The following is an 11,905-nucleotide window of genomic DNA, read 5'->3' as shown; positions in this document are numbered from 1 at the left end:
GCGGGCCCGTTCGGCGGCGCCGGCGGCGTCCTGGGCCGCGAGCGCCAGGCTGTCCGCCTCGGCGCCGGCCTGCACCCGGCGCCGCCCGGCGTCCGCGTGGGTGGTGTGCAGGCGGGAGAGCTCGTTCTCGGCCGCCTCGACCCGGGAGCGGGCCGCCGCGACCGCGCCGGTGAGCCGGGCCGTGCCCTCCCGGCGGTCGGCGGCCGCCCGGAGCAGACCGGTGACCACGCCGTCCTGGTCGCGCGCCGCGGCCTCCGCGTCCTCGCGCTCCTGGATGGCCTCGGCGAGGGCGTCGACGGCGTCCTCGACCTGCTCGAGGAGCTGGTGCTGCTCCTCGCGGGTGCGGGCCGCCTGGGCGTCGAGCCGGTCCGGGTCCCGCCCCGGGTCCGCGGGCTCGGCCGCGGACCCGAGCAGCCGGCGCCGCTCGGCGGCGAGCGAGGCGAGGGACCGGTAGCGCTCCTGCACGGCGGTGAGCTGGTACCACGTGTCCCGCGCGGTGTTCAGGGCGGGGGTCGCCTCGGCGGCGCGCGCCTCGACGTCGGCCTGCCGGGCGCGGCCGGCGTCGAGGGCCTGCTCGGCCTCGGCGCGCTCGGCGCGCAGCCGGCGCTCGGCGTCCTCGTCGACGGCGAGGCTCGTGCGGGCCTGCACGAGGTCGTCGGCCAGCAGCCGGGCGCGGGCGTCGCGGACGTCGTGCTGGATCCGCTGGGCACGCCGGGCCGTCCTGGCCTGCCGGCCCAGCGGGGTGAGCTGGCGGCGGATCTCGGCGGTGAGGTCCTCGAGCCGGTCGAGGTTGGCCTGCATCGCCTCGAGCTTGCGCAGCGTCCGCTCCTTGCGGCGCCGGTGCTTGAGGACCCCGGACGCCTCCTCGACGAAGCCGCGGCGCTCCTCCGGGGTGGCGTGCAGGATGCGGTCGAGCTGGCCCTGGCCCACGATGACGTGCATCTCCCGGCCGAGCCCGGAGTCGGAGAGCAGCTCCTGGATGTCGAGCAGCCGGCACGGCCGGCCGTTGATCGCGTACTCGGAGCCCCCCGAGCGGAAGAGCGTGCGCGAGATCGTGACCTCGGAGTACTCGATGGGCAGGGCGCCGTCGGCGTTGTCGATGGTCAGCGACACGTGGGCCCGGCCGAGCGGGGCCCGGCCGGCGGTGCCGGCGAAGATGACGTCCTCCATCTTCCCGCCGCGCAGGGACTTCGCGCCCTGCTCCCCCATGACCCACGCCAGGGCGTCCACCACGTTGGACTTGCCCGAGCCGTTGGGGCCGACGACGGCGGTGACCCCGGGCTCGAACTCGAAGGTGGTGGCCGAGGCGAAGGACTTGAACCCCCGCACGGTCAGGGTCTTCAGGTGCACGGGTGTCCGGTCTCCTGGGGTGGGCGTGGCGGGCAGGGGGTCGCCACCACTGTACTCGCGCGCCGCGACGGCCCCGCGGCCGCCGGCCGGGCGCCGCGCACCGGAGGGAGCGCCGGCCCGCCCGGAGCGGTCGCGGGCGGAGACGAGGAGCGGGGACGAGGAGCGGAGAAGATGATCAGCCTACAGAGAAACGACCGGGCCCCGGCCGGCGCCGCGGAACCGGCCGGTAGACTGGCCGCGACCAGCACGACCTGCCCTCCCCGCGACCGCGCCCTCCGTGGGCGGGCCGGGGCGTCGGCGAGACCCTAACGAAAGCCAGAGACCTTGACCGGTAATTCCTCGATCCGTCACCGCAACGCCGCCCTCCTGGCCATCACCAAGGTCGAGGCGGACGAGGTGGTGCCCTCGTCCCACGCCGACGAGGTCCTGGCGGACACGTTCGCCCGGCTGAAGATGCCGAAGGGCCTGCTCGAGCGGCTCGCGGGCGTCAACGAGCGGCGCGTCTGGGCCCCCGGGCGCCACTTCACCGACGGCGCCGTGGAGGCGGGCGAGGCGGCCCTCGCCCGCGCGGGCGTGCGCCCGGACCAGGTGGGGCTCCTGATCAACGCCTCGGTGACCCGCGACGGCTACGAGCCCGCGGTCTCGGTGTCCGTGCACCACCGGCTCGGCCTGGCCCCCTCCGCCCTCAACTTCGACGTCACCAACGCGTGCCTGGGCTTCGTCAACGGGCTCACGATCGCGTCCACGATGATCGACGCGGGCGCGATCGACTACGCCGTCGTCGTCGCCGGCGAGGACCCGACCCCCTGGCACCGCGAGACGTACGAGCGGCTGCAGGGCCCGGACGTGACCCGGGCGGACGTGGTGCGCGAGTTCGCCACCCTGACCCTCGGCTGCGGCGCGGCCGCCGCCGTGGTCGGCCCCGCCGACCGGCACCCGGAGGGCCACCGCATCGCGGGGTCCGTGACCCGGTCCGCGACCGAGCACCACGGGCTGTGCATCGGGGGCTTCGACGGCATGTACACCGACGCCACGGGGCTGCTCAAGCACGGCGTGGGACTGCTCGCGGACGCGTGGCACGACGCGCACGAGGACGGCTGGGACTGGGCGGACATGGACCGCTACATCGGCCACCAGGTCTCCATGTCCCACACCAACAAGCTGTTCCAGGACGTCGGGATCGACCCGGAGAAGTTCCCCCTGACCTTCCCGTTCTGGGGCAACGTCGCGGCCGCCGCGCTGCCGATGACCCTCGCCCTGGAGGCCGAGCGGCTCCGGCCCGACGAGCGCGTGCTGCTGCTCGGCGTGGGCTCCGGGCTCAACGCGACCTACATGGAGATCGACTGGTGAACCGCCGGCGCTGACGCCGCGCCCGCCCGAGACACCCCGCACGAGACGCACCCTCGAGGAGCCCCACGACCATGGCACGCACACGACCGTCCACGACCCAGCAGCCCGGAGGGCCGGACGCGGCGCGGCTGCCCATGACGGAGGTCCCCCTGCCCGGGGTGGACCCGGCGTGGTCCCGCACGGTCACGGTGGCCTCGACGGCCCCCGTGGAGCCGGTCCCCGGCCGGCGGCGCCGCTGGCACGTCCTCGACAACGCGGCCTCCCTGGAGGCCGCCGGGCTCACCCCGCGGGGCACGGTCCTCGCCGTGCACGGCAACCCCACCTGGTCCTACCTGTGGCGCGACGTGCTGGCCGCCGGGACGGACCCCGCGAACCCCTGGCGGGTGATCGCCGTGGACCAGCTCGACATGGGGTTCTCCGAGCGGACCGGGCTCTTCCGCCGCCTCGACGACCGGGTCCGCGATCTGGGCGACCTCACGGCCGAGCTCGGCCTGGACGCGAGCGAGGCCCCCGTGGTGACCCTCGCCCACGACTGGGGCGGGCTCGTGTCCTCCGGCTGGGCCCTGGAGCACCAGGACGTCCACCGCGCCACGATCCTCACCAACACCGCCGTCCACCACGACAACGCCGAGCGGATCCCCGCCTCGCTGCGGCTGGCACTGGCCCCGGCCGCGCACGGGCTGCTCACCGAGCGGACCACGAGCTTCCTCGACGTGGCCCTGGCACTGGCGGAGCCGTCCCTGTCCCGCGAGGTGCGGGCGGCCTACCGGGCGCCCTACGCCACGCGCGCCCGGCGGGAGGCGATCCGCAACTTCGTGGCCGACATCCCGGCCGCCCCGGACCACCCCTCGCACGCCCGCTACGAGCAGATCGCCGCCGGCGTGGCCGCCCGCGAGGTCCCCGCCCTGCTGCTGTGGGGCATCGGCGACCCCGTGTTCCAGGAGCGCTACCTGCAGGACCTCGTGCGCCGCATGCCGCACGCCGACGTCCACCGCTACGAGGGAGCCCTGCACCTGCTGCCCGAGGACCGGGACGTCGCGACGCCGGTGATGGCCTGGCTCGCGGACCGCTTCGGCCCCGGCCCCCGCCGCCGCGAGCTGCACCTGCAGCGGCGCGCCGTCTCCCGCGGCGAGCACGTCCCCTTCCCCGCGGAGCTCGACGCGCGGCGGGCCGACCTCGGCCTCGCCGTCGTGGACATGGCCCCCGCCTCCGGGGACGCGGGCGCGGGGGCGCACGCGGCCCCGGTGCGGGCGAGCCTGAGCTGGGCGGAGCTCGCCGACCGCGTGGACCGCCTCGCCGCGGGGCTCACCGGCATCGGGGTGCGCCCCGGGGACCGCGTGAGCCTCATGGTGCCGCCGGGCTCCGACCTCACCGCGCTGCTCTACGCGTGCCTGCGCATCGGCGCCGTCGTCGTCGTGGCGGACTCCGGACTCGGCCCCAAGGGCCTCACCCGGGCGCTGCGGGGGGCCGCCCCGGCCTGGCTCGTGGGCATCCGCAGGGCGCTCGTCGCCGGCCGGGCCCTCGGCTGGCCGGGCACCCGGATCTCGCTCGAGGCCCTCGACCCCGTGTCCCGCCGGGCCCTCGGCGTGGCGCACGACGTCCCCGCGCTGCTGGACTCGGCCCCGCGCGCCGACCTGCCTGCGCCGGACCCGGACGCGGACGCCGCGGTGCTGTTCACCTCCGGGTCCACGGGCCCGGCCAAGGGCGTCGTCTACACCCACCGCCAGCTCTCCGCCATGCGGGACGCCGTGCGCGGCACGTACGGGCTCACCGCCGGCACGGGGCTCGTGGCGGGCTTCGCGCCCTTCGCGCTGCTCGGGCCCGCCATGGGCACCACGTCCGTGACCCCGGACATGGACGTGACCGCGCCGAAGACCCTCACCGCCCGCGCTCTGGCCGACGCCGCCTCGGCCATCCAGGCCACGGCCGTGTTCCTCTCCCCCGCGGCGATCGCCAACGTCCTCGCGACCCGGCACGAGCTCGACGAGGGGCAGCGGCGGGCGCTCGAGCTCGTGGAGCTCGTGCTCTCGGCCGGGGCCCCCCTCCCGGAGCCGCTCCTGGAGCAGCTGCAGGAGCTCGTGCCCGCGGCGACGCTGCACACCCCCTACGGGATGACCGAGGGGCTGCCCCTCACGGACGTGACCCTCGGGACCATCCGGCAGGCCGGCCTGGACAGCGCGGGATCCGCCGTGGCCGGCGCCGGCAACGGCGTGTGCGTGGGCACCGCCGTGCACGGCGCCGAGCTGGGGGTCACCGCCCTGGGCCCGGACGGCGTCCCCGACGACGGGATCACCACCGAGCCCGGGGTCACCGGTGAGATCGTCGCCCGCGCCCCGCACGTCAAGGACCGCTACGACAGGCTCTGGCACACGGAGCACCTCAGCACCCAGCTGCCCGGCTGGCACCGCACCGGGGACGTCGGGCACTTCGACGCCGCCGGGCGGCTGTGGGTCGAGGGCCGCCTCGCCCACGTCATCGTCTCCGCCGGCGGCGTGCTGACGCCGGTCGCCGCGGAGCACGCGGCCCGGACCGTGCCCGGCGTCGGCCGCACCGCCGTCGTCGGGGTCGGCCCGGCGGGCACGCAGGTGCCCGTGGCCGTCGTGGAGACCGTCCCGGCGGCCCCGCGCCCGGGCCCCGCCGACCCGCTGCTCTCCGGTGCCGTGCGCGCCGCCGTGCGCGAGGCCACGGGCCTGGACCTCGCGGCCGTGCTCGTGGTCCCCGAGCACCCCACCGACATCCGGCACAACTCCAAGATCGACCGAGCCCTGCTGGCCGGATGGGCGGAGCACGCCCTGGCCGGAGGAAGGATCAGGAACCCGTGAACGGCAAGCACCGCCAGGACGGCACGCACGACGACAAGGTCCCCGCCTACGACGCCTCCGTGACGGAGGGCGCCCCGCCGGCCGGCACCGGCAGCCACGAGGTGGAGCGCGGGCGGCAGGAGCTGTCCGGCGACGGGCGGACGGTGCTCGTCACCGGCGCCTCCGGGATGCTCGGGGAGCACGTGGCGCGGCTGCTCGCCGCCCGCCACTGGACGGTCCGGCTGCTCCAGCGCCGGCACGCGCCGCTGGCCGACCAGCCGAACGTCGAGGAGGTCCTGGGCTCGGTCACGGACCCGGACGCCGTGGCGCGGGCCATGGAGGGCGTCGACGACGTCGTGCACCTCGCCGCCAAGGTCTCCTTCGCCGGGGACTGGGACGAGTTCGTGCTGACCAACGTCACCGGCACCCGCGTGGTCCTGGAGACCGCGCGGCGGGCCGGCGTGGACAACGTGGTGTTCGTCTCCTCGCCGTCGGTCGCCCACACGGGCGACTCCATCGTGGGCGAGCCCGCCCGGGCGGCCGACCCCGTGCACGCCCGCGGCAACTACGCCCGGTCCAAGGCCGCGGCCGAGCTGCTCGCGCTCGAGGCCGACGGCCGTGGGATGCGCGTCACGGCCGTGCGCCCGCACATCGTGTGGGGCCCCGGGGACACCCAGCTGGTCGAGCGGATCGTCGACCGCGCCGCGAAGGGGCGGCTGCCGCTGCTGGACCACGGGGCGGCCCTGATCGACACCACCTACGTGGACAACGCGGCCGAGGCGGTCGTGCGGGCGCTGGAGCGGATCGAGTGGGCGCACGGACGGGCGCTGGTGGTCACGAACGGCCAGCCCCGCACCGTGGGCGAGCTCGTGGCGGGTTTCTGCCGGGCGGCCGGCGTGGAGCCGCCCACGCGCAGGGTCCCCGGCGTCCTGGCCCGCCTCGCGGGCACGGTCATCGAGAAGGTGTGGGCGGTCCGCCCGGGGGCGGACGAGCCGCCGATGACGGCCTTCCTGGCCGAGCAGATGTCCACGGCCCACTGGTTCGAGCAGCAGAGCACCCGCGAGGTGCTCGACTGGACGCCGTCCGTGACGGTCGAGGAGGGCATGGCGCGGCTGGCCGAGTACTACCGGACCCACCCCCTGGGCGCCCACGACGCCCCGATGCCCGCCACCGGGTCCACCGCCGCCCGCTGATCCCCCGCCGCGTCGGGCGGCGGGCCGGTCGGCGGTCCGCGGCCCGCGCGGCGCACCCCCGGGGCGGCCGCACGTGCGGTCGCCCCGGGGGTGCGCGGGGCCGGGGATCAGACCAGCGTGGCGGTGTCGATCACGAACCGGTAGCGCACGTCCGAGTTCTGCACCCGCTCGTAGGCCTCGTTGATCTGCTCGGCCGAGATGACCTCGATCTCGGCGCCCACCCCGTGCTCGGCGCAGAAGTCGAGCATCTCCTGGGTCTCCCCGATGCCGCCGATCATGGACCCGGCGAAGGTGCGGCGGTTGGCCAGCAGCGAGAACACGTTGACGTCCAGCGGCTCCGCCGGGGCGCCGACGTTGACCATGGCCCCGTTGACGTTCAGCAACGACAGGTGGGCGTCGAGGTCGATCTTCGCGCTGACCGTGTTGAGGACCAGGTCGAAGGTCCCGGCCAGCTCCTCGAACGTCTGCGGGTCGCTCGTGGCGTAGTAGGCGTCGGCGCCCAGGGCCAGCCCGGCCTCCTTCTTGCGCAGCGACTGGGAGAGCACCGTCACCTCGGCGCCCATGGCGTGGGCGATCTTCACGCCCAGGTGGCCCAGGCCGCCCAGACCCACGACGGCGACCTTCTTGCCGGGGCCGGCCTTCCAGTGGTTCAGCGGGGAGAAGGTGGTGATCCCGGCGCACAGCAGGGGCGCGGCGACGTCGAGCTCGATGCCCTCCGGGATGCGCAGCACGAAGTCCTCGGTGACCACCACGTGGGTGGAGTACCCGCCCTGGGTGACGGTGCCGTCGCGGTCCTCGGCGCCGTAGGTCATCACGGCGCCGTCGAGGCAGTACTGCTCGTCGCCGGCCCGGCAGTTGGCGCACTCGCCGCAGGAGTTCACCATGCACCCGACCCCGACCCGGTCGCCGACCGCGTGGCGGGTGACGTCGGCGCCGACCTCGGTGACGATCCCGGCGATCTCGTGCCCGGGGGTCAGCGGGTACTGCTGGGGGCCCCAGTCCCCCTGGACGGTGTGCAGGTCGGAGTGGCAGATCCCGGCGTACTTGATCTCGATGAGGACGTCGTGGGCGCCGAGGTCCCGGCGCTCGAGAGTGGTCGGGACCAGCGGTGCGCCGGCGGACGGGGCGGCGTAGGCGTTGACGGTGCGCAAGAGGTGCTCCTCGGAGGGTGTGGGTGCAGAAGTGTGCGTGCAGCAGTGCGGGTGCGGCGGAAGGGGGCGCCCGCCCGGGCGCACGGCGGCCTCCGGAACCGGGTGCGGCTCCTGGTGCCGGCGGTGACCGGGGGTCGCGACCGCAGGGGCGGCCGCCACGGAGGGTGGAGGACGGTGCGGGGCCGGCGCGGGGTCTTCCCCGACGGGATCATGGCGAATCGCACGTCCTCGACGAGCCTACACGCGCAGGAAGTTGGAAAGGAAGCTGATCGATTCCGGGCCGCCGGGGACCGGCGCCCCCCGTGCCCCGCCCGGGGCCCGGTCTCAGAACCGGGCGTTGCGGGGCGTGCGCTGGCAGACCGGGCAGCGGTAGGAGGAGCGGTTCATGAACTGCTCCCGCACGATCAGGGTGCTCCGCCCCTCCTCCGCGCAGCGCGGGCAGGGCAGGGAGGCCCGGCCGTAGGCGGAGAGGGAGCGGGCGAAGTAGCCGGACTCGCCGTTGACGTTGACGTAGAGGGAGTCGAAGCTCGTCCCGCCGGCCGCCAGCGCGCGGTCCATGACCTCGCGGACGGCCGCGAGAAGGCGCAGCGTCTCGGGCCGCCGGAGCGTGTCGGTGGGCCGCGCCCAGTGCAGGCGCGCCTGCCACAGGGCCTCGTCCGCGTAGATGTTGCCGATCCCGGAGACCAGCGCCTGGTCCAGCAGCGCGCGCTTGAGCCCGGTCCGGCGCCGGCGCAGCCGGTCGTGGAGGCGCTCCGCGTCGAAGGCGGGGTCCAGCGGGTCCCGGGCGATGTGGGCGGCCCGGGCGGGCACCAGCGGGACGCCCGTGGCCGAGCGGCCACCCGGGGCGCCGTCGTCGGTGGGGACGAGCCGGTCGAGGAGCATGCCGCCGAAGATCCGCTGGTCCACGAAGCGCAGCTCCGCCGGGGTGCCGGGGCGCTCGGACAGGCCCAGCCGCACCTTGAGGTGCTTCTCGTCGGGCAGCCCGGCGTCCTTGACCAGCAGCTGCCCGCTCATCCCCAGGTGCACCAGCAGCGCCTCCTGCGGCGGGGCGCCGTCCGCCCCGGTCAGCGGCAGCCACAGGAACTTGCCGCGGCGCACCGCGTCGGCCACGACCGCGCCGTCGAGCTCGTGGCCGAAGGAGACGGGGCCGGGCTCGTGGCGGCGCACCGAGCGGGGGTCCAGGACCTGCACGGACTCGATCCGGCGGCCGACCACCCAGCGCTCCACCCCGCGGCGGACCACCTCGACCTCGGGCAGCTCAGGCACGGGCGCTCCGGGGCGTGCGCTCAGCCACCGCGGCGGGCCACCAGGGTCGCGTAGGCCTGCGCCGCGGCGGAGCGCTCGGCCTCCTTCTTGGTGGTGCCGGTGCCCGTGCCGTGGTCCTGACCGCCGACGAGCACGTGCGCCTCGTAGCGGCGGTCGTGGTCGGGGCCCGTGCCCTCCACGGCGTAGCGCACGGGGCCCAGGGCGCGGGCCGCCGCGAGCTCCTGGATCTCGGTCTTCCAGTCCCGGCCCTCGCTCATCACGAAGCCGTCCTCCAGCAGGGGGACCACGAGCCGCAGCACGAAGGCCCGGGCCGCGTCGAGGCCGGTGCTCACGTACACGGCGCCGATCAGCGCCTCCATGGTGTCGGCGAGGATCGAGGCCTTCTCGTGCCCGTTGGTGCGCACCTCGCCCTTGCCCAGGCGGATGTGGGGGCCCACGTCCAGGGACCGGGCGAGGTCGGCGAGCGTGCGGGTGCTGACCACGGCCGAGCGGATCTTCGCGAGGTTGCCCTCGGAGTCGTCGGGGTAGCGGTGGAAGATCTCGTCGGTGACCGCGAGACCCAGCACGGAGTCCCCGAGGAACTCGAGCCGCTCGTTGTGGCCCTGCCCCTCGTGCTCGTACGCGTAGGAGCGGTGGGTCAGGGCAAGACGAAGCGTCCCGGCGTCGATGTCGACGCCGAGACGCTCCAGCAGGTCCTGAGGTGTCGCGGTGGAGGTCACCGTGGTCAGGCGTCGGCCACCTTGCGGCCCTTGTACTCCAGGAACAGCGCGGTGCCGGCGGAGTCGGTCACGACCTTCGCCTGGTGCGGCAGGCTGTAGGTGACCTTGCCGTTCTCGACGGTCTTGACCAGCTTGGGCGCGGTCGCCTTCCACTGCGAACGGCGTGCACGGGTGTTGGCACGGGACATTTTCCGCTTCGGAACAGCCACGGCTATCTCTCTTCTCTCGGTTCGGTCGTCTGGGTCGAGGTGTCCTGCTCGAGCAGCCCCGACAGGGCGCTCCAGCGAGGATCGAGCACCTCGTGGTGGTGTCCCGGGTCGTCCTCCAGGCGCGCGCCGCACTGGGCGCACAACCCCTGGCAGTCCTCCCGGCACACCGGTTGGAACGGCAGCTGCGTGATCACTGCGTCCCGAAGCATGGGCTCGAGGTCGATGGTCTCGTCCTGAACTTCATACATCTGGTCGTCCTCGGAGTCCTCCCCGCCGTCGGCGGCGGGGTCGAAGACGTAGAGCTCCTGCACGTCGACGTCCAGATCGTAGTCGATCGGGTCGAGGCACCGGCTGCACTCGCCGTGGATGGCCACGGCGGCCGTGCCGGACACCAGGATCCCGTCGTGGACGGATTCCAGCCGGAGGTCCAGGTCGATGTCCGAGCCCTCCGGGGCGCCGATGAGTGCGTTGCCGAAGTTCTCCGGCGCGGGCACAACTTCTTCCAGGCGTCGCATCGTCCCCGGGCGGTGCTCGAGGTCCCGGACACCGATGGTGAGGGGCGAACTGTTCTCGCGACTGATGACTGACTCCTGGTGAAATTCTGACCGACAGACCATGTTAGCGTGCCGCCCCGCGCGTTCTCAAACGGGCCGGGTCCGGGCGCGCCGGGACGGGCCGCGCCCGCTCAGCCCTGCAGGGCCCGCAGCACGGGCGCCGGCACGAACCCGGAGACGTCGCCGCCGAGGCCCTGGACCTCCTTCACGAGGGTCGAGGACAGGTGCAGGAACCGGGGGTCGCCGGGCAGGAAGACCGTCTCCACCCCCGTGAGGTGGCGGTTCATCGTGGCCATCGGCACCTCGTACTCGAAGTCCTCGCCCGAGCGCAGCCCCTTGACCAGGGCCACCGCCCCCCGCTGCGCCGCGTACTCCGCGAGCAGGCCCGCGCCCATGGGCTCGACGACGACGCCGGCGACGTCCGCGAGGCTCTCCGCCACCAGGGCCAGCCGCCGGTCAGCGTCGAAGCGGTAGCGCTTGTGCGGGTTGGTGGAGACCGCGACGACGACCTCGTCGAAGAGCGCCGCGGCGCGCGCGACGACCTCCACGTGGCCGTTGTGCAGGGGGTCGAAGGAGCCGGGGCAGATCGCTCGGTGCATGGGTGCCATCCTAGGGGCGCTCCGTGCCGGGGCGGCGTACCGTGGTGGACGAGGGAGTCCTCCGGCCAGAGCGGAGCACCGACATGGGCATGCAGTGCCGCCGGGCGCGGACCGGGGAGCGGATCAGCGCCCTGGACGAGGCCAACCTCCGCGTGGAGCGGCGCGGGGTGCCCATGCACGTCGCGGCCCTGGCCCTCCTGGAGGCCGGTCCCCTGCTCGATGCCGGCGGGCGCGTCCGGCTGGCGGAGGTCCGGGAGCACGTCGAGCGGCGCACCCGGGACGTCCGGCCGCTGCGTCGGCTGCTCACCCGCCCCGGGGGCGGACGCCCCGTGTGGCTCGACGACCCGGTCTTCGACGTCTCCCGGCACGTGCGCAGCCGTCCGGTGCCGCCGCCCGGGGACGAGGAGAGCCTGCTCCGGGTGTGCGCCGGGATCGCCGCCGTCCCGCTGCCCCGGGACCGGCCCCTGTGGGAGCTGTGGCTGCTCCCCGGCCTCGCCGGCGGCCGGGTCGGCCTGCTGATCCGGTGGCACCACGTGCTCGCCGACGGTCTCGCGGCCCTGACCCTGCTCGCGCCCCTGTTCGATCCCGCGCCCGGCGGCGCCCCGCGCGCCCCGGACGCGCCGGATCGCCCGGGGACCGGCGGCCCGCCGCCCGTTTCTGCCACGGCCCGCGCTCCGGCCCGCGCCGCTGCCCGCCTGCTCGGCGCCGCGGCC

11 protein-coding genes are annotated in these 11,905 nt (G+C 75.3%); 4 read left to right on the top strand and 7 right to left on the bottom strand.

Translation table 11 applies throughout. The features are described 5' to 3' along the window. Positions 1-1,350, bottom strand: a 1,350-nt coding sequence (locus CK505_RS17555) for a chromosome segregation SMC family protein (protein ID WP_255250997.1), incomplete at its 3' end; no start/stop codon positions are given. Positions 1,351-1,674: 324 nt separating this feature from the next. Here CK505_RS17555 and CK505_RS17550 point away from each other — a divergent pair. From CK505_RS17550 to CK505_RS17540, 3 genes are all read left to right on the top strand, one after another. After that, positions 1,675-2,700 carry a 3-oxoacyl-ACP synthase III gene (locus CK505_RS17550; RefSeq protein ID WP_035929796.1) on the top strand — a complete coding sequence of 342 codons (1,026 nt, stop codon included), beginning with the start codon at positions 1,675-1,677 and terminating at the stop codon, positions 2,698-2,700. A 134-nt stretch (positions 2,701-2,834) separates the two neighbouring features. Continuing rightward, positions 2,835-5,522: an alpha/beta fold hydrolase gene (locus CK505_RS17545; protein WP_095651873.1), complete on the top strand. Its 2,688-nt coding sequence runs from the start codon at positions 2,835-2,837 to the stop codon at positions 5,520-5,522. Then, positions 5,519-6,694: an NAD(P)-dependent oxidoreductase gene (locus CK505_RS17540; protein WP_017833170.1), complete on the top strand. Its 1,176-nt coding sequence runs from the start codon at positions 5,519-5,521 to the stop codon at positions 6,692-6,694. The genes CK505_RS17545 and CK505_RS17540 overlap by 4 nt, the downstream gene beginning before the upstream one ends. Positions 6,695-6,801: 107 nt before the next feature. Here CK505_RS17540 and CK505_RS17535 read toward each other — a convergent pair whose 3' ends face one another. From CK505_RS17535 to coaD, 6 genes are all read right to left on the bottom strand, one after another. Then, entirely contained in the window at positions 6,802-7,845 is a 1,044-nt protein-coding gene (locus tag CK505_RS17535) for an NAD(P)-dependent alcohol dehydrogenase (RefSeq protein ID WP_095651872.1), read from the bottom strand. Between the two features lie 324 nt (positions 7,846-8,169). After that, positions 8,170-9,111 carry a bifunctional DNA-formamidopyrimidine glycosylase/DNA-(apurinic or apyrimidinic site) lyase gene (gene mutM / locus CK505_RS17530; RefSeq protein WP_017833172.1) on the bottom strand — a complete coding sequence of 314 codons (942 nt, stop codon included), beginning with the start codon at positions 9,109-9,111 and terminating at the stop codon, positions 8,170-8,172. Between the two features lie 20 nt (positions 9,112-9,131). Further along, positions 9,132-9,830, bottom strand: a complete 699-nt coding sequence (rnc, locus tag CK505_RS17525) for a ribonuclease III (protein WP_017833173.1) — start codon at positions 9,828-9,830, stop codon at positions 9,132-9,134. 5 nt (positions 9,831-9,835) lie between these two features. Continuing rightward, complete coding sequence (rpmF, locus tag CK505_RS17520) at positions 9,836-10,039, bottom strand: 50S ribosomal protein L32 (protein WP_031282896.1); 204 nt, start codon at positions 10,037-10,039, stop codon at positions 9,836-9,838. Positions 10,040-10,041: 2 nt separating this feature from the next. Then, complete coding sequence (locus CK505_RS17515; protein WP_217905562.1) at positions 10,042-10,656, bottom strand: DUF177 domain-containing protein; 615 nt, start codon at positions 10,654-10,656, stop codon at positions 10,042-10,044. Positions 10,657-10,724: 68 nt separating this feature from the next. Next, complete coding sequence (gene coaD, locus CK505_RS17510; protein ID WP_031282901.1) at positions 10,725-11,192, bottom strand: pantetheine-phosphate adenylyltransferase; 468 nt, start codon at positions 11,190-11,192, stop codon at positions 10,725-10,727. A gap of 83 nt (positions 11,193-11,275) precedes the next feature. On the opposite strand from coaD, the gene CK505_RS17505 reads away from it, so the two are divergent. Next, positions 11,276-11,905 (top strand): wax ester/triacylglycerol synthase domain-containing protein (locus CK505_RS17505; protein ID WP_303621216.1); only part of this gene is annotated, 630 nt, incomplete at its 3' end.

It is taken from the genome of Kocuria sp. WN036 (assembly GCF_002287015.1).
Taxonomy (GTDB): Bacteria; Actinomycetota; Actinomycetes; order Actinomycetales; family Micrococcaceae; genus Kocuria; species Kocuria rosea.
Note: the sequence above shows the minus strand (reverse complement) of the source record. Positions and strands in the feature narration are given on the sequence as shown.

Excerpts from the sequence above, each read along its gene's own strand:
- CK505_RS17545 (WP_095651873.1), top strand. The coding sequence starts at position 2,835 with ATGACGGAGGTCCCCCTGCCCGGGGTGGACCCGGCGTGGTCCCGCACG.
- CK505_RS17515 (WP_217905562.1), bottom strand. The coding sequence starts at position 10,656 with ATGGTCTGTCGGTCAGAATTTCACCAGGAGTCAGTCATCAGTCGCGAG.
- coaD (WP_031282901.1), bottom strand. The coding sequence starts at position 11,192 with ATGCACCGAGCGATCTGCCCCGGCTCCTTCGACCCCCTGCACAACGGC.